24 protein-coding genes and 1 tRNA gene are annotated in these 24,045 nt (G+C 72.6%); 11 read left to right on the top strand and 14 right to left on the bottom strand.

Translation table 11 applies throughout. From position 1 onward, the window contains the following. Nucleotides 1-52: 52 nt before the first annotated feature. Nucleotides 53-1,261, bottom strand: coding sequence for an O-succinylhomoserine sulfhydrylase (gene metZ, locus LH62_RS05595; protein WP_043359829.1), 1,209 nt, complete (start codon nt 1,259-1,261; stop codon nt 53-55). 300 nt (nt 1,262-1,561) lie between these two features. On the opposite strand from metZ, the gene LH62_RS05590 reads away from it, so the two are divergent. From LH62_RS05590 to LH62_RS05580, 3 genes are all read left to right on the top strand, one after another. Beyond that, a tRNA-Gly gene (locus LH62_RS05590) sits at nt 1,562-1,636 on the top strand. 90 nt (nt 1,637-1,726) lie between these two features. After that, a complete protein-coding gene (locus tag LH62_RS05585) occupies nt 1,727-2,494 on the top strand; it encodes a hypothetical protein (protein WP_043359827.1) in 768 nt (255 codons plus the stop codon). Between the two features lie 56 nt (nt 2,495-2,550). Further along, nucleotides 2,551-3,522: a tripartite tricarboxylate transporter substrate binding protein gene (locus tag LH62_RS05580; RefSeq protein WP_043359826.1), complete on the top strand. Its 972-nt coding sequence runs from the start codon at nt 2,551-2,553 to the stop codon at nt 3,520-3,522. Nucleotides 3,523-3,532: 10 nt separating this feature from the next. On the opposite strand, the gene LH62_RS05575 is transcribed toward LH62_RS05580, so the two are convergent. From LH62_RS05575 to LH62_RS05545, 8 genes are read right to left on the bottom strand one after another with little or no spacing between them, the layout of a single operon-like run. Further along, nucleotides 3,533-4,996 (bottom strand): beta-3-deoxy-D-manno-oct-2-ulosonic acid transferase, encoded by a 1,464-nt coding sequence (locus tag LH62_RS05575; protein ID WP_052213741.1) that lies wholly within the window; start codon nt 4,994-4,996, stop codon nt 3,533-3,535. Continuing rightward, nucleotides 4,954-5,760 carry a c-type cytochrome biogenesis protein CcmI gene (gene ccmI, locus LH62_RS05570; RefSeq protein ID WP_043359824.1) on the bottom strand — a complete coding sequence of 269 codons (807 nt, stop codon included), beginning with the start codon at nt 5,758-5,760 and terminating at the stop codon, nt 4,954-4,956. The genes LH62_RS05575 and ccmI overlap by 43 nt, the downstream gene beginning before the upstream one ends. Then, nucleotides 5,757-6,215, bottom strand: coding sequence for a cytochrome c-type biogenesis protein (locus LH62_RS05565; RefSeq protein WP_043359823.1), 459 nt, complete (start codon nt 6,213-6,215; stop codon nt 5,757-5,759). The genes ccmI and LH62_RS05565 overlap by 4 nt, the downstream gene beginning before the upstream one ends. Then, a complete protein-coding gene (locus LH62_RS05560; protein ID WP_043359821.1) occupies nt 6,212-6,805 on the bottom strand; it encodes a DsbE family thiol:disulfide interchange protein in 594 nt (197 codons plus the stop codon). The genes LH62_RS05565 and LH62_RS05560 overlap by 4 nt, the downstream gene beginning before the upstream one ends. Next, nucleotides 6,802-8,766 carry a heme lyase CcmF/NrfE family subunit gene (locus LH62_RS05555; RefSeq protein ID WP_043359819.1) on the bottom strand — a complete coding sequence of 655 codons (1,965 nt, stop codon included), beginning with the start codon at nt 8,764-8,766 and terminating at the stop codon, nt 6,802-6,804. Before LH62_RS05555 ends, LH62_RS05560 begins: the two co-directional genes overlap by 4 nt. A 19-nt stretch (nt 8,767-8,785) precedes the next feature. Beyond that, entirely contained in the window at nt 8,786-9,304 is a 519-nt protein-coding gene (gene ccmE, locus LH62_RS05550; RefSeq protein ID WP_043359817.1) for a cytochrome c maturation protein CcmE, read from the bottom strand. Further along, on the bottom strand, nt 9,301-9,459 hold the full coding sequence (locus tag LH62_RS30145; RefSeq protein ID WP_144404386.1) for a heme exporter protein CcmD: 159 nt from the start codon (nt 9,457-9,459) through the stop codon (nt 9,301-9,303). The genes ccmE and LH62_RS30145 overlap by 4 nt, the downstream gene beginning before the upstream one ends. After that, nucleotides 9,456-10,226, bottom strand: a complete 771-nt coding sequence (locus tag LH62_RS05545) for a heme ABC transporter permease (protein ID WP_043365234.1) — start codon at nt 10,224-10,226, stop codon at nt 9,456-9,458. The genes LH62_RS30145 and LH62_RS05545 overlap by 4 nt, the downstream gene beginning before the upstream one ends. A 108-nt stretch (nt 10,227-10,334) precedes the next feature. Here LH62_RS05545 and LH62_RS05540 point away from each other — a divergent pair, with 108 nt between their 5' ends. After that, nucleotides 10,335-10,820, top strand: a complete 486-nt coding sequence (locus LH62_RS05540) for a hypothetical protein (protein WP_043359814.1) — start codon at nt 10,335-10,337, stop codon at nt 10,818-10,820. Between the two features lie 4 nt (nt 10,821-10,824). On the opposite strand, the gene LH62_RS32300 is transcribed toward LH62_RS05540, so the two are convergent. Both LH62_RS32300 and kynA read right to left on the bottom strand, forming a co-directional pair. Continuing rightward, nucleotides 10,825-12,120 carry a DUF4214 domain-containing protein gene (locus LH62_RS32300; protein WP_043359813.1) on the bottom strand — a complete coding sequence of 432 codons (1,296 nt, stop codon included), beginning with the start codon at nt 12,118-12,120 and terminating at the stop codon, nt 10,825-10,827. A gap of 72 nt (nt 12,121-12,192) precedes the next feature. Then, a complete protein-coding gene (gene kynA, locus LH62_RS05530) occupies nt 12,193-13,029 on the bottom strand; it encodes a tryptophan 2,3-dioxygenase (protein ID WP_043359811.1) in 837 nt (278 codons plus the stop codon). Between the two features lie 59 nt (nt 13,030-13,088). Between kynA and LH62_RS05525 the strand changes: the two genes are divergently transcribed. Next, nucleotides 13,089-14,237 carry an aminotransferase class V-fold PLP-dependent enzyme gene (locus tag LH62_RS05525; protein ID WP_043359809.1) on the top strand — a complete coding sequence of 383 codons (1,149 nt, stop codon included), beginning with the start codon at nt 13,089-13,091 and terminating at the stop codon, nt 14,235-14,237. After that, nucleotides 14,234-14,584, top strand: coding sequence for a DUF952 domain-containing protein (locus LH62_RS29055; protein ID WP_082012366.1), 351 nt, complete (start codon nt 14,234-14,236; stop codon nt 14,582-14,584). The genes LH62_RS05525 and LH62_RS29055 overlap by 4 nt, the downstream gene beginning before the upstream one ends. Here the strand turns inward: LH62_RS29055 and LH62_RS28070 are convergent. Then, the gene (locus LH62_RS28070; protein ID WP_236552483.1) at nt 14,491-15,438 is read right to left on the bottom strand and encodes a DMT family transporter; all 948 of its coding nucleotides are present in this window, start codon (nt 15,436-15,438) and stop codon (nt 14,491-14,493) included. The two genes, LH62_RS29055 and LH62_RS28070, sit on opposite strands and share 94 nt — an antisense overlap. Nucleotides 15,439-15,554: 116 nt before the next feature. On the opposite strand from LH62_RS28070, the gene LH62_RS05515 reads away from it, so the two are divergent. From LH62_RS05515 to LH62_RS05505, 3 genes are read left to right on the top strand one after another with little or no spacing between them, the layout of a single operon-like run. Then, a complete protein-coding gene (locus LH62_RS05515) occupies nt 15,555-16,598 on the top strand; it encodes a quinone-dependent dihydroorotate dehydrogenase (RefSeq protein ID WP_043359807.1) in 1,044 nt (347 codons plus the stop codon). Nucleotides 16,599-16,610: 12 nt separating this feature from the next. Further along, complete coding sequence (locus LH62_RS05510) at nt 16,611-17,471, top strand: TIGR01459 family HAD-type hydrolase (protein ID WP_043359806.1); 861 nt, start codon at nt 16,611-16,613, stop codon at nt 17,469-17,471. 54 nt (nt 17,472-17,525) lie between these two features. Continuing rightward, nucleotides 17,526-19,109 carry an ABC transporter substrate-binding protein gene (locus LH62_RS05505; RefSeq protein ID WP_043359804.1) on the top strand — a complete coding sequence of 528 codons (1,584 nt, stop codon included), beginning with the start codon at nt 17,526-17,528 and terminating at the stop codon, nt 19,107-19,109. A gap of 15 nt (nt 19,110-19,124) precedes the next feature. On the opposite strand, the gene LH62_RS05500 is transcribed toward LH62_RS05505, so the two are convergent. Continuing rightward, the gene (locus LH62_RS05500) at nt 19,125-20,540 is read right to left on the bottom strand and encodes an amidase family protein (RefSeq protein ID WP_052213740.1); all 1,416 of its coding nucleotides are present in this window, start codon (nt 20,538-20,540) and stop codon (nt 19,125-19,127) included. Further along, nucleotides 20,515-21,240 carry a pyridoxamine 5'-phosphate oxidase family protein gene (locus tag LH62_RS05495; RefSeq protein WP_043359802.1) on the bottom strand — a complete coding sequence of 242 codons (726 nt, stop codon included), beginning with the start codon at nt 21,238-21,240 and terminating at the stop codon, nt 20,515-20,517. The genes LH62_RS05500 and LH62_RS05495 overlap by 26 nt, the downstream gene beginning before the upstream one ends. Nucleotides 21,241-21,335: 95 nt before the next feature. Here LH62_RS05495 and LH62_RS05490 point away from each other — a divergent pair, with 95 nt between their 5' ends. Further along, complete coding sequence (locus LH62_RS05490; protein WP_236552482.1) at nt 21,336-22,760, top strand: PLP-dependent aminotransferase family protein; 1,425 nt, start codon at nt 21,336-21,338, stop codon at nt 22,758-22,760. A gap of 52 nt (nt 22,761-22,812) precedes the next feature. Next, nucleotides 22,813-24,042 (top strand): multidrug effflux MFS transporter, encoded by a 1,230-nt coding sequence (locus LH62_RS05485; RefSeq protein ID WP_043359800.1) that lies wholly within the window; start codon nt 22,813-22,815, stop codon nt 24,040-24,042. Nucleotides 24,043-24,045 lie beyond the last annotated feature (3 nt).

The raw sequence follows: 24,045 nt of genomic DNA, 5'->3' as shown, positions 1-24,045 counted from the left end.
GTGATTTCCCCCTGTTTTGGGTCGCAGCCTGCCACGGCCGCGGCCCCTCGCGCTACTGTTCCGCGGCTCCTGCGGCATCCAGCGCCTCGGCCAGATCCTCGATCAGGTCCGCCACATCCTCGAGCCCGACCGAGAGCCGGATGGTGCCGTCCGTGATGCCGAGCCGCGCCCGCTCCTCCACGCCGATCCGCATATGGGTGGTCGTTGCCGGATGCGTCACCAGGCTTTTCGAATCGCCGAGGTTGTTGGAGACGTCGATCAGCTTCAGCGCGTTGCAGAAGCGGAAGGCCGCCTCCTTCCCGCCCGCCAGGTCGAAGGTGACGATGGTGCCGCCGCCCGTCATCAGCCGCTGCGCCAGGGCGTATTGCGGATGGCTGGCGGAGAAGGGGTAGAGCGCCCGCCGCACCTCGACGCGCTCGGCAAGGAAATCGGCGATCGCCGCGGCGCTGCGGCACATGGCATGGACGCGGAGATGCAGCGTCTCCAGCCCCTTCAGGATCACCCAGGCATTGAACGGGCTGATCGAGGGGCCGGTGTTGCGGATGAAGGGCTGCAACACCTCGTCCACCCACTTCTTCGAGCCCAGCACGGCGCCGCCGAGCACGCGGCCCTGGCCGTCCATGTGCTTGGTGCAGGAATAAACGACGACGTCGGCGCCGAGCGCCAGCGGCTTCTGCAGCAGGGGCGTGGCGAAGACATTGTCGACGACGACGATCGCGCCGGCCTTGTGCGCCAGGGCGGCAACCGCCGGCAGGTCCACCAGCTCCAGCATCGGGTTAGAGGGCGTCTCCAGCAGCACCAGCGCCGCAGGCCGCGACAGCGCCGCCTCCCACTGCGCGAGGTCGGCGCCATCGACGAACTCGCCGGTGATGCCGTAGCGCGGCAGCAGGGTCGAGACGATCCAGTGGCAGGAGCCGAACAGCGCCCTCGAGGCAACGACGCGGTCGCCCGCCTTCAGGTGCGACAGCATCGCGGCATGCACCGCCGCCATGCCGGTCGCGGTGCAGCGGCAGGCCTCGGCCCCTTCCAGCGCCGCCAGCCGCCCCTCGAGCATGGAAACGGTCGGGTTGCCGAACCGGGAATACTGGTAATGCGTGGCGGTGCCGGCGAAGGTCGCCTCCGCCTGCTCGGCGCTGTCATAGACGAAGCCCGAGGTGAGGAAGAGCGCCTCTGCCGTCTCGTCATGGTTGGTGCGGGTGGTGCCACCGCGGACCAGCAGCGTCGCGGGGCGGAGGGAACGCTCGGGCAGGGACTTGGACATCGGTTTGGAACACCCTGGCAGGCCAATGGCGTCCGGCACCCATGCGGTGCGCGAGGGGCCCTTGGGCACCCTCGACGGCCGATTTAGCGCGCATATTTTGAACCCATCACCGTCGCCATGCGTCGTCGATGGGAACCCGTGAGGACCTCGCCGCAAGCAGGCCGGACAAATCGCGAGGGGGCCTCACGGCCCGGGCGCAGTTAGCGGCCCCTGCCGGGCGCGGTCAACCCTCCTGCATGCCACCCGGTGCGAGAGGCGGGCTTGAGCCCGGCGCCCGCTGCGGCTAATGTGCCTCCTGCTGCGGGCGTAGTTCAGAGGTAGAACGTCAGCTTCCCAAGCTGAATGTCGTGGGTTCGATTCCCATCGCCCGCTCCACGCTCCCCTGTCATCAACGGCCTTTCACTTGGCCTGTGCCAGCCCGGGGAGGCAGAGTGCAGGCCGAACGCCTTTGGGAATTGCCACAAGTTGGAATTGACGCCTGAACAGGTCGCCGCCGCCCGGGCGATCGGCTGCGCCTTCTTTCCTGCGACCGAATTGCAGGTCCAGCGCCTCACCATGCAGCAGCGCATCTTCAAGGTGGAGGGGAAGCACTACCTGCTGAGCCGCGACGGCTCCTATTTCGAGACGGCCGGCACGCTGCGGGCGTTGATCGCCAAGGCGATGCCCCCCACGTCCCCGGCCTCCCCGGCCCCGGAGCCGCCTCCCACCCCGGCCGCGAAGGCCAGCACTCCGAAACCGGCGTCCGCGGTTCCGGAGCCGCCTCCCGTGCCTGCCGCGAAGGTCAGCACTCCGGAACCGGCCTCCCCGGCTCCGGAGCCGCCTCCCGCCCCGGCCGCGAAGGCCAGCACTCTGAAACTGGCCTCCCCGGTTCCGGAGCCGCCTCCCGTGCCGGCCGCGAAGGCCAGCACTCCGAAACCGGCCTTCCCGGCCCCGGAGCCGCCTCCCGTTCCGGCCGCCCAGGCCAGCGCTCCGGAACCGGCCGCTCCGGCCCCGGAACCGCCCGCCGCGTCTCCGGCGGAGACGGCTCCGCCGCCTCCCCGCCGACGTCGCCGCGCGCCGCCGAAGGCCGCTGCGCCCGCGGAGGCGGAAGCTGCCCCCGCAGAGGCCGAAGCGGTGGAACCCCCACCGGCCGCCGAAGAGCCTGCCGCGCCCCGCCGCCGGGCCAAGGCGGCGGAGCCGCGCTGGAAGACCGCCGGCCTCGCCCGCCGCGGTCGCCTCAAGCCGCCATCCTGAGACTGGACAGCACGCCTCGCCTCGGCTTCCTTGCGCAGCAGGATCGAGGAACGTTCATGCTCCACCGCCGCACCACCCTGGCCGGTCTCGGCACCCTGCTCGCCGCCCCGGCGCTCCACGCCCAGCCGGCCGAGTGGAAAGCCGACCGGCCGCTGCGCCTGATCGTCACCTATCCGCCGGGCGGGGTGACCGACATCGTCGGACGCATCGTCGCCGAGCCGCTGGGGCGGGAGCTCGGCCAGCCGGTGGTGGTGGAGAACCGTGCCGGCGCCGGCGGCAATATCGGGACGGGGGCCGCCGCCCAGGCGGAGGCCGACGGCTACACCATCCTCTTCGGCACCACCGCCATGTTCGGCGTGAACCCCATCCTCTACGCCAATAGCGGCGTCGATGCAGTGCGCGACTTCGGCTGCCTCGGCACAATCGGGGAGGTGGCGAACATCCTCTCCGTCATCCCCGCCCGCGTCCAGGCGAAGGACCTGCGGTCCTTCATCGCCGAGGCCAAGGCGCGGCCGATGATCTACGGCTCGGTCGGCAACGGCAGCTCCTCGCACCTCTCGGCCGCCGTTTTCCTGAAGGAGGCGGGGATCGACGCGACGCATGTGCCCTATCGCGGCTCCTCGCCGCTGGTCGCGGCCATGCTGGCGGGCGAGGTGGATTTCGGATTCGATACCACCGCCACCTCCACCGCGCATATCCAGTCCGGCGCCTTCCGCCCGCTCGCCGTCACCACCGCCAGGCGGGCGAGCGCCCTGCCGGGGGTGCCAACGCTGAAGGAGAGCGGCATGCCGGATGTCGAGCTCGGCATCTGGTTCGGCCTCTTCGTGTCGCGGAAGATGCCGCCCGCCATCGCCCGGTCCCTGGCCGCGGCGCTGGAGCGCACCCGCACGCCGCAGACCGAGCAGCGCCTGCAGGCGGCCTTCGTCGATCCGCTCTACATCCCGCGGCCCGAGGTGGACGACTACATCCGCACGAGCGCCCTGCGCTGGCAGTCCATTGCGAAGGACGCGCGCATCTCGCTCGACTGAGGCGCGGCGCTCAGCGCTGCCAGAGTCCGAAGCGCCGGGCCTGCTTCAGCCACCATCCTTGCTGCCGCCACCAGGGGAGGAAGGCGCGCCGCGCTGCGGAGGCCGGCGCCCAGCCTGCCGGGTCGGCCAGCCGCTCCAGCAGCAGCTCCGGCCCGCAGGGCAGCATCGTCACCGGGTCGAGGTAGCGCGGGTAGAGGATCAGCGCGCCGGCCACCAGCGCGTCGAGCGGAAGGGCGCGGCCACGGCGCGGCACCGCTTCCCGGTCCCGCGTCAGGCCCCAGCCGGCATAGAAGGGGCGGCCCCAGGCCGTGACCTCCAGCCCGCGCAGCAGCGCCTCGAAGCCGGCGAGGCTGGTGATGGCGTGCAGCGCATCGACCTCCGCGAAGAGCGTGCCGATATCGCCGCCCGCCGCCACCGCATCGGCCAGGCGCAGCGCCGCGCGGCGCGGGACATAGCCGCGGCGATAGCCCGTCTCTACATCGGGATGCGGGCGGAAGACGATGAAGGCCTCCGGCTCCTCGCGCCGCACCGCCTCCAGCAGGGCGAGATTCGTCCGCACCTGTCCGGCACCGAGCCGGATCGAGGCATCGTCCTCCACCTGGCCGACAACGAGGATGCGCCGCCGCCCCGGCGTTGCCGGCAGGGGCGCGGCCGGGCGGCGGAGATTGTACTTGGTCACTCCCCGCGCGACGATCGCCTGCCGAAGCGCCGCCGCGCGCGCCAGCAGCGCCGGGGTGAATTCCGTCTCTGCCAGGATGCGCTCGAGCCCCGAACTCCCGCCCGCATCGTAATGTGGCACATGCGGATCGACGGCGAGCGAGGCGGAGGGGATGAAATCCACCCCGAGCCCGACCGAGCGCAGGAAGCCATCCTCCACCCAATGCAGCGGTACCCCCGCCGCCCGGCATCGGTCCGCCAGCCCCGGCGCCGCCCGCGTCGCCCAGACGGCGATGCCGCCCTGCCGTTCCCGCGCCACGGCCAGCGCCTCCGCCTCGTCCCGGGCGAAGACGGCAGGCGGGCCGTCCTGCGCGAAGGCGGCGGCGATGGCGGCCTGCTTCCACCCGGCCATGCCGAGGAAGGCGGCGATGCCCCTGTTGGCCGCCACCTCCCGCCGCCACAGCGCGAGCAGCGCCAGCCCGTCCTCCGCGGTCGAGGCCCGCTCGTGGAACGGGTCGGCCCAGCGCGTCGCCGCCAGCAGGCGGGGGTCGATGGGCTCCGGCCAGAGCGGCTGCAGCGCGGCCGCCTTCGCCACCGCCTCCGCCGGGGCCGGCCGGGCGAGTGCCGCCGCGACCGGGTCCTCGCCGATGGCGGCCAGCAGCCCCACTGCCCGCCGCCGGGGGCCGAAGGCGGGCGCCGCCCAGGGCCCCTCGGCCAACCACACCCCCTCCGGCACGCCCTCCGGGAAGAAGGCCGCCAGGTGCGCACCCGCGGTCAGGGCAGCTCCTGCATCCGCCGCTCGACCATGGTCCGCCACGGCGCCTCGGGCGGTGCCTCGGCCACCAGCGCCTGCCAGAGCTCGCGGGCCCGCTCCGGACGCCCGGCCTTCGCCTCGACCAGACCGGAGAGGAAGCGCAGCCCGACATGCTGCGGCGCCCGCGGCAGGGCAGCGGCGAGGATGCGCCCGGCCTCGTCCAGCTTGTCGTCCTCGATCAGGATCTGGGCGAGCTGGCTCATCAGCTCCGGGTCGAACCTCGCATCGAGCGCCCGCTTGAAGGCCGCCGCCGCCGGGCCAAGCGCGCCGCGGCTGCGCTCGGCATTGCCGAGCAGGCGGTAGCCCTCCTGTGCCTGCGGCGTCGCCGGGTCGAGCCGTGCGAGGCGGCTGCGCAGCAACTCCAGCATCTCCTCGTCCCGCGCCGCCACCTGCTGGCGCAGCGAAAAGGGCGCCGAGGGCATGTCCGGCAGCGCGCTCGGCCAGTAGAGGGCAAGGGCCAGCAGCGGCACAGCCGCCACCATGCCCCACAGGGCAAGCTTCGCCCCGCGGCCGGAGCGCGTGTCCGCCTCGGCCGGCGCCGCCAGCAGCCGGCGCTGCACCTCGAGCACGGCCGCCCGATGCGCGGCTTCGTCCAGCCGTCCGGCCTCGCGCTCGCGGTCCAGCTCCTCCATCTGCGCCCGGTAGAGCGCGAGGTCGGCCTCGCGCCGGCCACGCGCCGCCGGCGGGCGGAACAGGCTGGCGGCGAGCGGCAGGATCGCCGCCACGGCCAGCAGGCCGAGCAGCGGCCAGAACGGGAACCAGTTCACTCGCGCAGCCTGCCGGAGAGCTGGGCGAGGCGATCGCGCTCCGCCTGGGTGAGCTCGGGCGGCCCGGACGCCACCCGCTGCCGCCGGCGCATGCCGCGGATCAGCAGCGCGCCGCCGAGCAGCGCAATGGCCGGCATCCCCCAGAGCAGCGCCGTGGCTGCCTTGAAGGGCGGCTTCAGCAGGACGAAGTCGCCATAGCGCTCATGCACGAAAGTGAGGACGGCCTCGTCCGGCTTGCCCTGCGCCACCTGCTCGCGAACGATCCGCCGGAGGTCGCGGGCGAGGTCGGCATCGCTGTCCTCGATCGATTGGTTCTGGCAGACCATGCAGCGCAGCTCGCGCCCGATGACGCGGGCGCGCTCCTCCTGCGCCGGGTTGGGGAGCTGGTCGGCCGGGTCGCCCACGGCGAGCGCCGGGCCTGCGGCCAGCAGCAGCAGCAGCAGCCAGCGGATCATGCGTATCGCCGTAGCAGTGGGGTGACCTGTTGCGCCAGGATCTCCTCCGTCACCGGCCCGGCCATCCGCCAGCGGATGATACCCCCCTTGTCGAGCAGATAAGTCTCCGGCACGCCGTACAGTCCCCAATCGATGGCGACCCGCCCCGGCTGGTCGACGCCAAGCCGCGCATAGGGCGTGCCGCGCTGCCGCAGGAAGCCGAGGCTGTCCGCCGGCTTGTCCTTGTAGGCGACGCCCATGATGCCGACGCCCTCGCGCGCGAGGCGCATCAGCTGCGGATGCTCGATGACGCAGGGCGCGCACCAGGAGGCGAAGAAATTCACCAGCAGCGGCTTGCCGGTACCGGTGCGGAGATCGGCCGCCGAGAGCCCCGGCAGGCCGGTGCCGTCGAGCGGCGGCAGGCTGAAATCCGGCGGCGCCTTGCCGATCAGCGCCGAGGGCACGCCGCGCGGGTCGTAGTCGCCGGTGCCGAGGCCCCGCAGCATGGCATAGAACCCGGCCCCGCCGAGCCCTGCTGCGGCCAGCGGCGCCAGCAGCAGCGCGCGCCGGCGCCAGGCGGCCGCCTCGGGGTTGGGAGCGACCTCGCTCATGCCCGTGCCCCGGCCTTCACCGTCTTGGCCGCCGGCGCCGAGACCCGGACGCGCCGGTCGCTCAACGAGATGCCGCCGCCGAGCGCCATGATCGCGGCGCCGAGCCAGATCCAGGGCGCCAGCGGGTTGTGGTGGATGCGCAGCACCGCCCCGCCATCCCGCTCCTCGCCGAGCACGACATAGAGGTCCGAAAGCCAGGTGGTGTGGATCGCCGCCTCCGTCGTCGTCATCCGGGCGACGGGGAAGCTGCGCCGCTCCGGCTCCAGCGTGGTGACGAGGCGCCCGCCGTCGCGCACCTCGACGGTCGCGCGCCGGGCCGAGAAATTGGGCCCCGGCGCATCGGCGACGCCGACCAGCCGGTAGTCGAGCCCGGCCAGCGCCACGCTCTCCCCGGGTTTCACCAGGCGCAGCGTGTCGGTGGCGAGGCCCATGCCGGCGAGGCCGAGGATCGTCACCCCCATCCCCGCATGGGCGATGGCGCCGCCCCAGGCCGCCCGCGGCAGGCCCTTGGCCCGCGCCCAGGCCGCGCGCGGCCGGCTGAAGAGGGCGATGCGGTCGGCGATATCGGCGATGGCGGCGAGGATCACCCACGCCGCCGCGCCGAAGCCGAGCGCCGGGCCGACGCGATAGCCCTCGATGCTGAAGCAGAGCACGAGCGCCGCCAGCCCGGCGAGCGCCGCCCACCACAGCCGCTGCAGGGCAGGGAAGAGCCGCGCCCGCTTCCAGGGCATCACCGGCCCGAGCGCCATGGCGCCGATCAGCGGCACCGCCAGCGGAAAGATCGCCGTGTTGAAGAAGGGCGGCCCGACCGAGAATTTCTCGCCCAGCACCAGGTCGGCGAACATCGGGTAGAGCGTGCCCGCCAGCACCACCGCCGCGATCGAGCAGAGCAGCAGGTTGTTCAGCACCAGCGCCCCCTCGCGCGAGATGGGGGTGAAGACGCCCGTCGGCAGCATCGCCTGCGCCCGCCAGGCGAACAGCAGGAAGCCGCCGCCGATATAGATGGCCAGCAGGATGAGGATCACCGTCCCCCGCGCCGGGTCGTTGGCGAAGGCGTGGACGCTGTTCAGCACGCCGGAGCGGACGAGGAAGGTGCCGAGCAGGCTCATCCCGAAGGCGAGCAGGGCGAGGAACACCGTCCAGGTCTTCAGCGCCTCCCGCTTCTCGACGACGATGGCGCTGTGCAGCAGGGCGCAGCCGGCGAGCCAGGGCATCAGCGAGGCGTTCTCCACCGGATCCCAGAACCAGTAGCCGCCCCAGCCGAGCTCGTAATAGGCCCACCAGGAGCCGAGGGCGATGCCGAGCGTCAGGAATGACCAGGCCGCCAGCGCCCAGGGCCGCACCCAGCGCCCCCAGGCGGCATCGACGCGCCCCTCGATCAACGCGGCGACGGCGAAGGCATAGGTCACCGCGAAGCCGACATAGCCGAGGTAGAGCAGCGGCGGATGGAAGGCGAGGCCCGGGTCCTGCAGGATCGGGTTGAGCCCCTGGCCATCCATTGGCGGCGGCCAGATGCGCTCGAAGGGGTTCGAGGTGGCAAGGATGAAGCCGAGGAAGCCGAGCGCCACCAGCGCCAGCACGCCGAGCACCCGCGCCTGCAGGGCGGAGGGCAGGTTGGTGCCGAAGGCCGCGACCGCCCCGCCGCAGAGCGCCAGGATCAGCACCCAGAGGAGCATCGAGCCCTCGTGGTTCCCCCAGGCCCCGCTGATCTTGTAGAGCAGCGGCTTCGCCGAATGGCTGTTCTGCACCACGTTCAGCACGGTGGTGTCGTTGGCGACATAGGCCCAGACGAGGCAGGCGAAGGCGGCGAGGACCGTCACCAGCACGCCGGCGGCGAGCGGCGCCGCGGCGCCCATCAGCCGCGCCTCGGCCCGTTGCGCGCCGACGAGGCCGACCACGGCCTGCGCCAGCGACAGGGCGAGCGCGAGGGCCAGGGCGAAATGCCCGATCTCGGGAATCATAGTCCGCTCCGCGGGGGGATCATGAGCCGCGCCTCGGCTGCGCCTGCGCCGGCTCCAGCGTGTTCCAGGTGGCGGCCGGCGGCGGGGCGCCCTGGTTCGGGTTCCAGTGGCCGCTCTTCTTCAGCGCATCGGCCACTTCGGGTGGCATGTAGCTCTCATCGTGCCGCGCCAGCACCTCGCTCGCGCGGAAGGTGCCGTCCGGCCCGAGCCTGCCGAGCGTCACCACCCCCTGTCCCTCGCGGAACAGGTCCGGCAGCACGCCGACATAGGTGACGGCCACCCCATGCGCGCCATCGGTGACGCGGAAGCGCGCTTCCGGCTTGCCGTCCGCCGCCGTCTCCCGCACCACGCTGCCGGTCTCGACCAGGCCGCCAAGGCGGAAGGCGCGCTCCGGCGTCGGCGCCTCGCGGGCGATGTCGCTCGGCGAGCGGAAGAAGACGAGGTTGTCCTGGAAGGCGGAAAGGGTCAGGGCCGTGGCGCTGCCGAGCCCGAGGGCACAGAGCAGCAGCAGCCAGAGCCGGCGCGTCTTGCGGGTCATGCGGTATCCTGTGCGCGCCGGTGGGCGCGCGGGTCGAGCTGGGCCAGCCGGCGCTTCGCCGCGGCATGACGGAAGATGGTGGCGAGGCCGAGAATCAGGAAGCTACCCACCACCAGCCCGTAACTGGCCGTCACATGCATCCAGTGGAGGCTCATGCGGCCTCCGCGCGGCGAGCGGCTGCGAGTTCCAGGGCCCGGATGCGCCGCTCCATCACCGCCGCCCGCGTCCGCGCCAGCACCAGCGCAGCGAAGGCGAGGGTGAAGCCCAGCGCACAGACCAGCAGCGGGTAGAGGATGTCGACATGCAGCCCCGGCGCCCCGAGCCGCGTCACGCTGGCCGGCTGGTGCAGCGTGTTCCACCAGTCGACCGAGAATTTTACGATCGGCACGTTGACCGCCCCGATCAGCGCCAGGATCGCGCCCATCCGCGCGCCGCGCTCCGTATCGTCGAAGGCGCGGACGAGGGCGGCATGGCCAAGCCAGAGGAAGAACAGCACCAGCACCGAGGTCAGCCGCGCGTCCCAGACCCACCAGGTGCCCCACATCGGCTTGCCCCAGAGGCTGCCGGTGGCGAGGCAGAGGGCGGTCGCCATCGCACCCACCGGCGAAAGCTCCCGGCAGGCAAGGTCGGCCAGCGGGTGCCGCCAGATCAGCGACAGGATCGAGCCGATGGCGAGCCCGGCATAGCCGCCCATCGCCAGCCAAGCCATCGGCACATGGATGTAGAGGATGCGGACCGTCTCGCCCTGCTGCCAGTCGGGCGGCGAGAAGAGGAGGCCCCAGGTCAGGCCGATGCCGAGCGCCAGCACCGCCGCCGCCGTCAACCAGGGCAGCACGCGCCCGGACAGCCGCAGGAAGCGGCCCGGATTGGCGAATCGGTGCAGCCCACCCCGCGGGGCGGAGGGGAGGGGCCTGGCGCCCAGGCTCGTGTCGGCGGTTTCCACGGCCCTAACCTAAGCCCTGCGCGCGGCGGATTGAAGCTTTCGCGCAGCGAGGTAACGTGCGGCCATCGATAACCCGAAGGAATGACCATGCGGCACGGCACGGCCAGGACGGCCGCCCTCGCCCTCGCGGCCCTGGCCCTCGCCTGGCCGGCCGCGGCGGAGACCTTCCTCACCTGCCGCTTTCCCAATGGCGGCCAGCTGCGGGTGCTGGTGGAGGAGCGCGGCTTCGCCATCGAACTGCCCGGCCAGACCGCCTGGATGGAGTCGCAGGAGATGGGCGCGCGGCGAGACCCTCTGGTCGCCGGCTTCGGCGCCCCCTTGCCCGACGAGGGCTGGCGCGGCGTCCCGGCACATGACCGCTTCGCCCTCAGCCTTTCCCGCGTCACCGGCGAGGCCCGGCTGCTTTTCTCCCGCCGTCCCGACGCGGCTCGGGTGGAGGCCTGTCGTGCCGCCGCCGCGCCGGCTCTGGCCGGACCGGTCGACCAGCCGCCGACGCCGCCCGCGCCCTGCGACCTGCCCGTCGCCGCCGGCACCCTGGCCGGCACCTGCGAGGTCCAGCGTCTGAAATTCTGACGCGTCACAACATCCAGGCCATCCCAGCCGGGTAGTTCGCCGGCGGCAGCACCCCGCTGCCGAGCCCGCCCGTATCCATGTGCCAGGCCGCGCTGCCGCCCAGCGCCTGCCCGACCCAGACCCCATCCGGGTCGGCCACCGCCGCCAGCGCCGCGTCGGAGCCTGCCAGATCGGCGACGATCTGCGCCCGGCTCGCGCCGGAGGCCAGCCGCCCGACCTGCAAGGCCAGCTCCCCCGCATCCGGGTCGCGGTGCAGGGCCGTTTGGTAGAGCGTCGTCACCAGCGCCGCATCGTCGAGCTCCGCCATCGCCCCCGGCAGCAACTCCGCCGCCAGGTCGACCCAGCCCCGGCCCGCCGCGCTCTGCTCCACCAGGGCCGCCAGTGCCGACCCGTCCGCCGCCTCCCCGGTGGCCGTGCCGTGCAGGGCCGCGGCCCGCACCGCCTGTCCCGCCGGGTCGAAATCGAGGAAGCCATCGGCGAGGCGGAGGGTCTGCACCGCCGGCATCCAGACCTCCTTGCCCTCGGCGAGCAGCACCTGGCGCAGGTTCTCGCCATGGCTGTTGGCCGCCGTCACCGCGCGCGCCTCATGGAGCGCCACCGCCTGGCTCGGCGCATGGAGGGCGAAGCCGGATTGCGGCGTTGCCGGCGTCAGCACATCCACATGGCTCTGCTGCATCCCCGGATCGGTCACGGTGAGGTTGAGGGTGAAGCCCGCGCTCTGCCGCCCGTCCGAGACCTGGACGAAGAGCGGATGGGTCGGCATCTCGTCGAGGCCGAGGCTGATGCCCTCCTTCAGCTTCAGCACATTCCCCACCACCTCGAACCGCCAGGCATCCTCCTCGGCGAAGCTGAAGGTGAAAGGGCCGGCCGAATCCGGGTCGGTGACGGAAAGCGTGCCGACCGCGCCCCCGATCGCCCCCGCCGTCACGCTGCCGCCGGTGGCGAAACGCAGGCCGCTCGGCGGCGCGTCGTCCTGGTCGAGGACGGCGACGCGGTAGACCGTGCTCGGGCTCTGCCGGCTGCCATCGGTGTAGACGAAGCGCAGCGAGAAGGAGAGCTGCGTCGGCAGGCGCGCCGCGGCGAAGTACTCGTAATCGACCGGGGCGGCGAGGCCGAGGGTGGCGAGGCCGAGCGAGGGGTTCCAGACCGCCGAGAAGTTCAGCGCATTCGCCCCGGTGAGCTCGATCCCGGCCAGGCTGTTCGTGTCGCCGGTCAGCGTCAGGCCCGCGACCCATTCCCCGGGTTTCGTGTTCTCCCGCAGCGTGCTGGGAATGGTCCCGGAAACCTGGATGCTCGGCATGGCTTCGCGCCTCGTCTCAATTGACGGGACGAACCATCCGGCATCCGGCTTACGGAACCATAAATGAGACGATCAATCCGCCTGCGGGACGGGCTTCAGCCGCGTCCGCACCGTCCAGAGTTCCGGGAAAAAGCCCCGATCGAGCACGCCCTTGAGATAGGCGACGCCGGCCGAGCCGCCGGTCCCCATCCGGTGGCCGATGATCCGCTCCACCGTCCGCATGTGCCGGAAGCGCCAGGTCTGGACGGCGTCCTCGATGTCGACCAGCTCCTCGGCCAGCTCGTAGAGGTCGAAATGCGCCTCCGCCTGCTCGTAGACGATGGCCCAGGCCGCGGTGACGCCTTCATCGGCTGCATGGGGCTGGCCGAGGTCGCGCCCGAGCACCGCCTCCGGCACCGGGAGGCCCCGCCGCGCCAGCAGCCGCAGCGCCTCGTCATAGAGCGAGGGCCCGTGGAAGGCCGCCTCCAGCACGGCCAGGATGTCCGAACGGTGGGCATGCGGCTTCAGCATGAAGCCGTCCCGCGCGCCGAGCTTGAACTCGATCAGCCGGTACTGCCAGGACTGGAAGCCCGACGAGCTGCCGAGGTTGTCGCGGAAGGCGAGGTAGTCGTGCGGCGTCATGGTCGAGAGCACGTCCCAGGCCTCGACCAGCTGCTTCTGGATGCGCGAGACCCGCGCCAGCGCCTTGAAGGCCGGGCGCAGCGCATCGGCGCGGATATTCGCCATCGCCAGGTCCAGCTCGTGGTTCAGCAGCTTCATCCAGAGCTCTTGCACCTGGTGGATGGTGATGAAGAGCAGCTCGTCATGCTGGCCGGAGAGCGGCTGCTGCGCCGAGAGGATCTGGTCGAGACGCAGGTAGTCGCCATAGCTCATGCGCCTGGCGAAATCGGTCTCGACGCCCTCGACCATGGTGGTGGCCTCCCTGGGAAGGTTACTTTAAGCTTAAAGCAATCAGCCGGAGCAAGACCATGCTGGACCTCCGCCCGCATTTCTCCCTGACGCTCGGTGCCGCGCCGGAGCGGCTGCATTTCGCCGCGCACAGCCACCATCCGCGGCCCGACGTGACGCGCGCGGCGCACCTCGCCGCCTGGGACGACGCGGCCCGGCTGCTGGACGGCAAGTGGGGGCATGTGCTCGGACCGGTCTGGCAGGCGGCGCAGCGCCATGTCGCCCGGCATTGCCGCCTGCCGGACCCGGCGACGGTCGTCTTCGCCCCCAACACCCAGGAATTCGTCGTGCGGCTCCTCTCGGCGCTGCCGGCGCGCCGGCCGCCGCGCATCCTGACGACGGATGGCGAGTTCCACAGCCTCGCCCGCCAGCTCGCCCGGCTGGAGGAGGAAGGGCTGGTTGCCGTCACCCGCGTCCCGAGCGAACCGGCCCGCGACTGCATCCCGCGCCTCGCCGAGGCTGCGCGGGCGGGTTTCGACCTGATCTGGGCGAGCGAGGTCTTCTTCACCTCCGGCGCGGCGCTGACCGATCTGCCCTCGCTCGCCGCGGCGGGCGAGGCCGCGCTCGTCATCGACGGCTACCACGCCTTCATGGCCCGGCCGGTCGACCTCTCGGCCATCGCCGATCGCGCCTTCTACCTGGCCGGCGGCTACAAATACGCCATGGCGGGGGAGGGGGCCTGCTTCCTCCACTGCCCGCCGGGCTGGCTGATGCGGCCGCGCTCCACCGGCTGGTATGCCGGCTTCGGGGCGCTGGCCGAGGGTCAGTCCGGCGTGCCCTATGCCGAGGATGGCTGGCGCTTCATGGGCTCCACCTTCGACGCCAGCGGCCTCTACCGGCTGAACGCGGTGATGGACTGGCTGGCCGGGCTCGGTCTCGATGCTGCTGCCATCCATGCCCATGCCCATGCGCTGCAGGCCCGCTTCCTTGCCGGCCTGCCGCGCGCCGGGCTCGACCCCGCCCGGCTGGTGGTGGCGCCGGATGACCCGGCGCGGGGCAATTTCCTCGCCTTCGACCTCGAGGATGCGGAGGGCTGGCAGGCCCGCCTCGCTGCGGCCGGCATCGTCACCGACCGGCGCGGGCGGCGGCTGCGCTTCGGCTTCGGCCTCTACCAGACGGGGGAAGAGGTGGACCGGATGCTCGATCGGCTCCAGACTCTGGCGCCATGAACTCCCCCATCTACACCATGGTCCGCGCCGCCGACTGGCGCGCGGCGGAGGCCGCCGGCGCCTATTACGGCAGCGCGGATGACCGGCGCGACGGCTTCCTCCACTTCTCGGCCGGCGCCCAGCTCCGCGCCAGCGCCGCCAAGCACCGCGCTGGCGAGCGGGACCTGCTGCTGGTCGAGGTGGTCCCGGAGGCGCTCGGCGAGGCGCTGCGCTGGGAGCCCGCCGGCAGCCGCCCCGGCCTCTTCCCGCATCTCTACGGCGCCTTGCCGCTCTCCGCCGTGCGGACGGTGACGCCGCTGCCGCTCGGCCCGGGCGGCACCCACATCTTCCCGGCCGGGATCGACTGAGCCAGCCCCCGCCGCCGCGCCCGTTCGCTCATCAGGCAGGCGAAGACGACGACCGCGCCGCCGGCCAGCATCGCCGGGTCCGGCCAATGCCCCCAGATGGTGAGGTCGAGCCCGACCGAGACCGGCAGCGCCGCGAAGCCCCAGGGCGCCAGCCGGGAAGCGTCCGAATGCTGGAAGGCGGCCGCGGTGCAGACCACGGCCCCGCCCGCCAGCAGCCCGTTCCCCAGCATCCGCGCCAGCTCCATCGGCGGCGGCGAGGACCAGTCCAGCAGTGCCAGCGGCCCGAACAGCGCCAGCCCCAGCAGGCTCGGCCATAGGATGACGCCGACCAGCCCCGGCTCCGTCCGCAGCTTGCGGTTCAGCGTCTGGTTCATGGCGAAGGCGAAGGTCGCCGCCAGCAGCGCCAGGTAGCCGCCGAGCGGCGCGTCGAGCCCGCCGAGCTTCGGCGCCACCGCCAGCAGCACGCCCGTGAAGCCGAGCAGGCACCAGGCCCAGGCCGCCCGCGCCACCACCTCGCCCAGGATCAGCACCGACAGGGCGAGGGTCAGCAGCGGGGCAGTGAAGAAGAACAGGTAGCCCTCCGCCAGCGGTACATGCCGGAAGCCGAGGAAGAAGCCGCCCGCCGAAACCATCATCGAGCAGGCCCGGAGCACCTGCAGTCCCGGATGCCGCGTCGCCAGCGGCCCGCCGAAGCCCGGCCGGACCGCCCGCGCCAGCAGGAAGGCCGGCAGCAGCATGGCGTAGCGGAGGAAAAGCACCTCGCCGATCCCGTAATGGCCGGACAGCAGCTTGCTGTTCGCGTCGTTGATGCTGAACAGCACGACGCCGGCCAGCAGCAGCGCTGGTCCCTTCACTCGCCTTCCTCCCGGGCTTTTCCCGTGAAGGTTGTCGCGGGCGGCGCCCAGGGCGTCAACATCAGGGTGTCAACTGCGCTTCCCAACCTGGGCCGGGTCGGGCACACAGCGGCGCCATGACACCGCGCCTCGCCTCCCTCGCCACGCCCCTGCTCCGCCGCCTCGATGCCGAGAGGGCACATGGCCTGGCCCTGAAGGCCCTTTCCGCCGGCCTCGCCGGCCGGGCCGAGGCGGCGGCCGACCCGATCCTGGCGACCGAGGCGCTCGGCCTCCGCTTCGCCAACCCGCTCGGCCTCGCGGCCGGCTTCGACAAGGACGCGGTGGCGGTGCTGCCGCTGATGCGCCTCGGCTTCGGCTTCGTCGAGGCCGGCACGGCCACGCCCCGGCCGCAGCCCGGCAATCCGCGCCCGCGCCTCTTCCGCCTCGCCGAGGACGCGGCCGTCATCAACCGCATGGGCTTCAACAATGGCGGGGTGGAGGCCTATCTCGCCCGGCTCCGCGCCCTGCCGCGGCCGCTGCCGGCGATCTTCGGCGCCAATATCGGGGTGAACAAGGAGGGTGCCGACCCGGCGCGGGACTATCCGGCGCTCTACCGGGCGCTGGCGGGGCTGGCCGACTACGTCACCGTCAACGTCTCCTCGCCCAACACGCCGGGCCTCCGCGACCTGCAGGGGGAGGAGCGGCTGGCGCAGATCCTCGCCGGCATCGCCGCCATCGAGGGGCCGCCGGTGCTGGTGAAGATCGCCCCGGACCTCTCGGAGAACGCCCTCGGGCCGATCATCGAGACCTGCATCGCCCAGGGCGCCGCCGGACTCATCGTCTCCAACACCACGATTGCCCGGCCGGAGAGCCTGCGCTCCGCCCATCGCGGGGAGGCGGGCGGCCTATCGGGCGCGCCGCTGCGCGACCGGGCAACCGAGGTGCTGCGCCACTGCCACTGGATCGCCGGGGGACGGCTGACGCTGGTCGGCGTCGGCGGCATCGCCAGCGGCGCGGATGCGCTGGCGAAGATCAGGGCCGGTGCCAGCCTGGTGCAGCTCTACACCGCCTTCGCCTATGCCGGCCCCGCGCTGGTCCCGGAGATCCTCCGCGACCTTGCCGCGCTGCTGCGGCGGGACGGTTTCACCAGCGTCGCCGAAGCGGTCGGCACCGCGGCCTAAAGGAAGAGCGCCATGGACATCCTCGACGGCATCGCCCCGCTGGCGGAGCGCTATGACGGCTACGTCCTCGACCTCTGGGGCGTCGTGCACAACGGCAAGCGCCTCTATCCCGGCGTGCCGGAGGCGCTGGCCGAGCTGAAGAAGCGCGGCAAGCGCGTCGCCTTCCTGACCAATGCACCGCGCCGGGCCTGGTTCGTCCAGGAGATGCTGGACCGCATGAGCCTCGACCGCGCGCTTTATGACGGCATCATGTCCTCGGGCGAGATCGCCTGGCGGATGCTGAAGGAGCGCACCCACCCCTTCTTCGCCCCACTCGGCCGCCGCGCCTTCCATATCGGCCCGGAGAAGGACCTCTCGGTGATCGAGGAAGGCGTCGCCGAGCTGGTTGCCGACCCGGCCGGGGCCGACTTCCTGCTGAACACCGGCCCCGACCCGGAGCGCGGCTCGGCCGACCCGGCGCCCTACCGCCCGGCGCTGGAAGCCGCCGCCGCCCATCGCCTGCCCATGGTCTGCGTGAACCCGGACCGCTTCGTCATGGTCGGCGAGGACCGGCTGATCTGCGCTGGCGCGCTCGCCGACATCTACCTGGAGCTCGGCTGCCCGGTCTTCGAGGTCGGCAAGCCGGACCCGGCGGTCTACGACCCGGTGATGGAGCTGCTCGGCCTCGCCGACCGCCGCCGCGTGCTGGCGATCGGCGACACGCCGCATACCGACCTGGCCGGTGCGGCGTCGGCGGGGATGGACGCGCTCTGGGCGATGACCGGCCTCGCCGCCCACGCCCATGGCGACAACCCCGACCCGGAGCGCTTGCGCCAGGTGGCGCTGGCCGAGGGCGTGGACCCGATCGCCGCCATCCGCGCGCTGCGCTGGTAGCACCGGCGTCATTCCGGCCTATGCTGCCACCGGTTGGCAGCGGGAGGTCACGGAATGATCGGACGGCGCAGGCTCCTTCAGGCTTCGGCCTTCACCCTCGCTGCGCCGCGGCTGGCCGGCGCGCAGTCCGGGCAGCGGCTGCTGCGCTTCGCCCCGCAGGCCGATCTCGCCATCCTCGACCCGATCACCACCACGGGCTTCGTCACCCGCAACCACGCCTTCCTCGTCTTCGACACGCTTTATGGCTGGGACGAGCAGTACCGCGCCCAGCCGCAGATGGTCGCCGGCCACACCGTCCAGGATGACGGCCTGACCTGGACGATGACGCTGCGCGAGGGCCTCCGCTTCCACGATGGGGAGCCGGTGCGGGCACGGGATGCGGTGGCCAGCCTGAAGCGCTGGGGCCAGCGCGACAGCTTCGGCCTCGCCGTCATGGCGGTGACGGAGGAGATCACCGCCCCCTCCGACCGGGTGATCCGCTGGCGGCTGAAGCGGCCCTTCCCGCTGCTGCCGGATGCGCTCGGCAAGGTCGGTGCCAATGTCGCCTTCATCATGCCGGAGCGGCTGGCGAGCCAGGACGCGGCGCTGCCCATCTCGGAGATGGTGGGCAGCGGTCCCTTCCGCTTCGTGGCCGGCGAGCGCGTCCCCGGCTCGCGCGCGGTCTATGCGAAATTCGACGGCTACGTGCCGCGCCCCGACGGCACGCCGAGCCTGCTCGCTGGGCCGAAGATCGCCCATCTCGACCGGGTGGAGTGGCTGACCCTGCCGGATGCCACGACCGCCGCCGCCGCCCTTCGCCGGGGCGAGATCGACTGGTGGGAGCAGCCGACGACCGACCTGCTGCCGACGCTGCGGCGTGGCCGCGGCATCAAGGTGGAGGTGCTGGACCCGACCGGGGCCATTGCCATGCTCCGCTTCAACCACCTCCACCCGCCTTTCGACAACCCAGGCGTCCGCCGCGCCGTGCTCGGCGCCATCAGCCAGTCGGACGTGATGACCGCCGTCGCCGGCGAGGACCGCTCGCTGTGGCGGGACGGCGTCGGCTTCTTCGCTCCGGGCTCCCTCATGGCGAGCGACGAGGGCATGGCGGCGCTGACCGGGCCGCGCGACATCGCCGCCTCCCGCCGCGCGCTGGAGGCGGCGGGCTACAAGGGCGAGCGGGTGCTGCTGATGGCGCCGACCGACTTCCCCGCCATCAACGCGATGAGCGAGGTGGTGGGCGATGTCTTCCGCAAGCTCGGCCTCAACCTCGACTACGTGGCGATGGACTGGGGCAGCGCGCTGCGCCGCCAGGCCAACCGCGAGACGCCGGACAAGGGCGGCTACAACGCCTTCTGCACCTATACGGCGGGAGTGAACCAGTTCAATCCGGCGGCGCACAACTTCATCCGCGGCAGCGGGCTGACCGCGACCTTCGGCTGGTCCACCAGCCCGCAGCTCGAGGAGATGCGGAACCGCTGGCTGCAATCGACCGATGACGAAGCGCGCCGCGCCATCGGGCGCGAGATGCAGCGCCAGGCCTTCCTCGACGTGCCCTATGTCCCGCTCGGCCAGTTCTACCAGCCGACCGCCTACCGCGAGGACGTGGGCGGCATGCTGAAGGGGCTGGCGCTGTTCTGGAACGTCCGGCGGGGCTGAGGCCGGGAGCCGCGCCTACCGCGCCGGCGCCACCTCGAAAGGTTTTGCCGCAAGGAAGCCCGCCCCCGCCCGCAGCACCAGCGCATCCGCCAGCCGCGGCCCGGCGAGCTGCAGCCCGACCGGCAGCCCGGCCTCCGTCACGCCGCAGGGTACGGAGATGGCCGGCCCGTGCGAAAGGTCGAAGGGGTAGGAGAACTCCGCCCAGACCAGCCAGTCCCAGTCATGCGGCGGCCAGTGCGGCGGACGCTGCATCCCGACCGGGAAGGCGGCGACCGAGGCGGCGGGCGTCGCCAGCAGGTCGAAGCCCGCCTCCTCGAACCAGGCATTGACCCGGCCGGCATAGGCGAAGCGCCGGGTCTGCGCCGCATGCGCCTCGGCGAAGCTCAGGTGGCGATAGGCCTCGGTGCAGGCGACGAGGCCAGGGTCCATCTCGGCCGCGGCCTTGTCGTCGGCGGCGAGGAAGGGCCGCATGGCGCCGCCCCAGAGGTCGCGCTCCAGCCCCGGCCCTTCCGGACCCCAGGGCGGCGTCACCTCCTCGACGAGGGCGCCGCCCGCCCGCAGCGCGCCGACCGCCTCGGCAGTGATGGCGGCGACCTCGGGGTCCACCCGGGCATGGCCGAGATCGGGACTCCAGGCGATGCGCAGCCCCTGCAGCCCGCCCGGCGCCACCTCGGGCGGGAAGCGGTCGGGCAGCGTGGTGTGGTCGAGCGCATGCGGCCCGGCGATGACGGAGAACATCAGCGCCGCATCCTCCACGCTGCGGGCGAGGGGTCCGGCATGGGAAAGGGCGCCGTTGTTCGGCACCGGCACATAGGGCACCCGGCCATAGGTCGGCTTGAAGCCGACGACGCCGCAGAAATGCGCCGGCAGGCGGATGGAGCCGGCGCCATCCGTGCCGAGATGCAGCGGCCCGCAGCCTGCCCCCGCCAGCGCCGCGGCGCCGGAGGAGGAGCCGCCGGCCGTCATCCCGTGCCGCCAGGGATTGTGCGTCGCCCCGGTCAGCGGGTTGTGGCTGACCGCCGTCCAGCCCTGCTCGGTGCTGGTGGTCTTGCCAAGGATGATGGCGCCCGCCTCGCGCAGCCGCGCCACCAGCGGGGCGTCGGCGGCGGCGGGGCTCGGGTCGGAGAGGCGGGAGCCGCGCCGGGTCGGCAGACCCTTCACCGCCTGGACGTCCTTGATGGTGACGGGCACGCCGTGCAGCGGCCCGAGCACCCCGCCGCGCATCACCGCCGCCTCCGCCTCGCGCGCCGCGGCGCGGGCGCCCTCGGCATCCAGCGCGACGAAGGCGTTGAGCGCGGGCTCCTTCGCCGCGATGCGGGCGAGCACCGCCCCGGTGATCTCCACCGGCGAGGCGCGCCGCTCGCGCACCATCGCCGCCATCGTGACCGCCGAGGCGGTCGCCAGATCAGTCGTCGCCTTGTCCTGTGCCATAGGTCGTCCGGTAGCTCTCGGTCATGATGTCGTCGAGCCTACGACCGGGCGTGAAGCCTGCCAAACCCGGCGGATAGGGGACGCCCGCCGGAATCCGCGGGCAGGGCTCCGCGGCGCCGATCACCTGCGTCACCGGGAAGCGGGCGGCGTAGATGGGGAGGGCGTAGTCCTCCTCCTCGTCGCCGACGCCCTTGGCGCGGATCTTCCCGCTGGCCTCCTCGATGGTCATGCCGATGACCATGGTCGCCTTCAGCTCCTGCGTGGTGCTGGGGCGAAGCTCGGCATTCCGGCCGGGATAGAAGCGGTCGATCATGACGTCGAGCGCCTTCGCCTTCTCGTCGAGATCCTCGACGATATGCGCCGTGCCGAAGCACATGGCCGAGCGGTAGTCGACCGAGTGGTTGAAGCCGCAGCGGGCGAGGACGAGGCTGTCGAGATGCGTCACCGTCAGGCAGACCGGGATGCCCGGCTTCTGGGTGCGCAGCATCCGGCTGGCCGAGGAGCCGTGCCAGTAGAGGTGGCTGCCCTCGCGCCAGAAGGCGGTCGGCGTGCAATAGGGCTGGCCGTCAATGACATAGGCGATGTGGCAGATCATCGCCGCGTCGAGGATGGCATGCACCGTCTCGTGGTCGTAGCGGCCGCGCTCGTGCAGGCGCTTCACCCGGTTGCGGGGCGTGACGGGGTAGGCGGTGTCGGGCATCGGGCTTCTCTCGCACGGGTCGATGGGTGCATATGACAGTTCCGATTGGTCCCCCGCGAGGGCCAATCAGGCGCCATGAGGCTGGTCCAATCGACATGGAAGCCGATCTGCTGCTGATCCCGATCGACCGTGCCGGCCCGGTGCCGGTGCTGCGCCAGGTCTATCTCGGCCTGCGCCGGGCGATCCTTTCGGGCGACATCCCGGCCGGGGGCCGACTGCCGCCGACGCGGGCGCTGGCGGCGCGGCTCGGCATTGCCCGCAACTCGGTGGTCGCCGCCTATGAGCAATTGCTGGCCGAGGGCTTCATCGAGGGACGGGTCGGCGCCGGCAGCTTCGTTTCCCGTGACCTGCCGGAGCCGCTGGACCTGCCGCCCCCACTCATGGCTCCGGCCGCGCCGCCTCCGCCGCCGGTCGTCCCCCATGCCGGGCAGTACGGCGCCGCGCCCTTCAACACCGGCCGCTGCACGCTGGACGATCGGACGCTCCAGGTCTGGCGCAGCCTGACCGCCCGGCGCCTCGCGCGGCCCGACCCGGCCCTGCTCGGCTATGCCGACCCGAGCGGCTCGGCCGCGCTGCGCGGCGCCGTCGCCCGCTACCTCCGTGCCGCGCGCGCCGTGCGTTGCGAGCCGGAGCAGGTGGTGGTGACGGCGGGCGCGCAGCAGGCCATCGACCTGGTGCTGCGCGTGCTGCTGCGCCCGGGCGATGCCGCCTGGTTCGAGGACCCTGGCTATCCGGCGGTCCGCGCCGCCCTCGCCGCCGCCGGGGCGCGCATCGTGCCCGTGCCGGTCGATGCGCAGGGGATGGACGTGTCGGCCGGGATCGCCGCGGCGCCCGAGGCGCGGCTCGCCTATGTGACGCCCTCCTCGCAATACCCGCTCGGCGTCGTGCTCTCCATGGCACGACGGATGGAGTTGCTGGCCTGGGCCCATCGCGCCGGCGCCTGGCTGCTGGAAGACGATTACGACAGCGAGTTCCGCTACGCCGGCCGGCCGCTGGCCTCGCTCCAGGGCATCGATGCGGCGGGGCGCGTGATCTATGTCGGCACCTTCAGCAAGGTGCTCTTCCCCGGTCTCCGCCTCGGCTATGCGGTGCTGCCGCCCGCCCTGCTGGAGGGCGTCCGCTCCACCCGGCTGTTGAGCGACTGGCACCCGGCCGCCTTGCAGGAGGGCGTCGTCACCGACTTCATCGAGGAGGGGCATTTCGCCCAGCACCTGCGGCGGATGCGCCAGCACTACCGCGGCGCGCGGGACGCGCTGGTGGCGGCGCTGCGCGAGCACCTGCCCGAGATGCTGGAGGTGGAGGTGCCGGACCAGGGGATGAAGCTGCTGGCCCGCCTCCGCCCCGGCCTTACCGATCAGGCGGTTGCCGAGGCGGCGGCGCGGCGCGGCGTCATCGCCCGGCCGGTGAGCCCCATGTTCCTCGCCGCCCCGCCCATCCAGGCGCTGATGCTCGGCTTTTCCGGCCATGAGCCGGGCAGAATGCGCTGGGCGGCGCGGGAGTTGGCCCGCGCATTGGCGTAATTGTGCGTCCCTCGCCCTGGGCAGCGGCGGCGGTGGCGCCTAGAAGGGCCGGGTGAGCCCGCGCGACATCCCAGAGGGCGACCTTTCCCCCGCCGCCAAAGCCCCGCCCCGGCGGCCGGTCCCGTCCATGCTGCTGCTGGTGGCGATGACGGGCATCGGTCCCTTCACCATGCAGATCCTCATCCCGAGCCTGCCGGCCCTGGCGGAGGCGCTGGCCTCCAGCTACGGCCTCGCCCAGCTCAGCCTGACGCTCTACTTGGTCGGGGTGGCGGGGGCGCAGCTGGTCTACGGCCCGCTCTCGGACCGCTATGGGCGCAAGCCGCTGCTGCTGGCCGGGCTGGTGCTCTATTGCCTCGGCAGCCTGGGCGCGGCGCTGGCGCCCTCCATCCATGCGCTGATCCTGGCCCGCGTGGTGCAGGCGGTGGGCGGCTGCGCCGGCCTCGTCCTCGGCCGCGCCATGATCCGCGACGCCTATCCGCGGGAGGAGGCCGCCAGCCGCCTCGGCATCGTCAGCTCCGCCATGGCCATCGCGCCGATGATCGGCCCCTTGCTCGGCAGCCTGCTCGAGGCGCAGTTCGGCTGGCGGGCCAGCATGCTCGCCTGCCTCGTCTTCGGCCTGCCGCTGCTGGCCGCCATTCGCCTCCGCCTGCCGGAGACGCTGGCCGAGCCGGCGCCGCTGCCCGGCCTTGCCGGCCTGCTCGGCGCCTATGCGGCACTGCTGCGGCTGCCGGCCTTCCGCGCCTATTGCGGCATCACCGCCTTCGCCACGGGGATGTTCTTCGCCTTCGCCGGCGGGGCGCCGCTGACCGTCATCAAGGGGCTCGGCTACAGCTCCACCGCCTATGCCGTGGCGATGATGACGACGCCCTTCGCCTGGAGCTCCGGCACCTTCACCGCGGCGCGGCTGACGCAGCGGGTCGGCATGGTGCGGATGATGGCGCTCGGCACGGCCGTGATGCTGGCGGGGGGTACGCTCGCGGTGCTGCTGCCGCTGCTGGCGCCGGGGCATATCGCGCTGGTCTTCCTGCCGATGGCGGTCGCCGCCTTCGGCAACGGCATGGCCCAGCCGAACGCCATCGCCTGCGCCATCAGCGTGCGGCCGAACCTGGCCGGCACCGCCTCCGGCCTGATCGGCGCGGCGCAGATGGGCTGCGGAGCGCTGATGACGGTGTTCTGCGGCATGACGGAAACGGGCACTGGCCTTGCCACTGGCGCCTGGATGCTGGTCTCGGCGCTCGCCACGCTCTGGGCGCTGCGGGCGGCGCGGCGGCTGAAGGCCTGAGGC

This window comes from Belnapia sp. F-4-1 (assembly GCF_000802185.1).
In the GTDB taxonomy this organism is placed as follows: Bacteria; Pseudomonadota; Alphaproteobacteria; order Acetobacterales; family Acetobacteraceae; genus Belnapia.
Note: the sequence above shows the minus strand (reverse complement) of the source record. Positions and strands in the feature narration are given on the sequence as shown.

Bases quoted from the DNA above. Each gene is read 5' to 3' on its own strand.
- metZ (WP_043359829.1), bottom strand. From the start codon at position 1,261: ATGTCCAAGTCCCTGCCCGAGCGTTCCCTCCGCCCCGCGACGCTGCTG.
- LH62_RS05580 (WP_043359826.1), top strand. From the start codon at position 2,551: ATGCTCCACCGCCGCACCACCCTGGCCGGTCTCGGCACCCTGCTCGCC.
- LH62_RS05565 (WP_043359823.1), bottom strand. From the start codon at position 6,215: ATGATCCGCTGGCTGCTGCTGCTGCTGCTGGCCGCAGGCCCGGCGCTC.
- LH62_RS05560 (WP_043359821.1), bottom strand. From the start codon at position 6,805: ATGAGCGAGGTCGCTCCCAACCCCGAGGCGGCCGCCTGGCGCCGGCGC.
- LH62_RS05555 (WP_043359819.1), bottom strand. From the start codon at position 8,766: ATGATTCCCGAGATCGGGCATTTCGCCCTGGCCCTCGCGCTCGCCCTG.
- ccmE (WP_043359817.1), bottom strand. From the start codon at position 9,304: ATGACCCGCAAGACGCGCCGGCTCTGGCTGCTGCTGCTCTGTGCCCTC.
- LH62_RS30145 (WP_144404386.1), bottom strand. From the start codon at position 9,459: ATGAGCCTCCACTGGATGCATGTGACGGCCAGTTACGGGCTGGTGGTG.
- LH62_RS05540 (WP_043359814.1), top strand. From the start codon at position 10,335: ATGCGGCACGGCACGGCCAGGACGGCCGCCCTCGCCCTCGCGGCCCTG.
- LH62_RS32300 (WP_043359813.1), bottom strand. From the start codon at position 12,120: ATGCCGAGCATCCAGGTTTCCGGGACCATTCCCAGCACGCTGCGGGAG.
- kynA (WP_043359811.1), bottom strand. From the start codon at position 13,029: ATGGTCGAGGGCGTCGAGACCGATTTCGCCAGGCGCATGAGCTATGGC.
- LH62_RS05525 (WP_043359809.1), top strand. From the start codon at position 13,089: ATGCTGGACCTCCGCCCGCATTTCTCCCTGACGCTCGGTGCCGCGCCG.
- LH62_RS29055 (WP_082012366.1), top strand. From the start codon at position 14,234: ATGAACTCCCCCATCTACACCATGGTCCGCGCCGCCGACTGGCGCGCG.
- LH62_RS05515 (WP_043359807.1), top strand. From the start codon at position 15,555: ATGACACCGCGCCTCGCCTCCCTCGCCACGCCCCTGCTCCGCCGCCTC.
- LH62_RS05510 (WP_043359806.1), top strand. From the start codon at position 16,611: ATGGACATCCTCGACGGCATCGCCCCGCTGGCGGAGCGCTATGACGGC.
- LH62_RS05505 (WP_043359804.1), top strand. From the start codon at position 17,526: ATGATCGGACGGCGCAGGCTCCTTCAGGCTTCGGCCTTCACCCTCGCT.
- LH62_RS05500 (WP_052213740.1), bottom strand. From the start codon at position 20,540: ATGGCACAGGACAAGGCGACGACTGATCTGGCGACCGCCTCGGCGGTC.
- LH62_RS05495 (WP_043359802.1), bottom strand. From the start codon at position 21,240: ATGCCCGACACCGCCTACCCCGTCACGCCCCGCAACCGGGTGAAGCGC.
- LH62_RS05490 (WP_236552482.1), top strand. From the start codon at position 21,336: ATGGAAGCCGATCTGCTGCTGATCCCGATCGACCGTGCCGGCCCGGTG.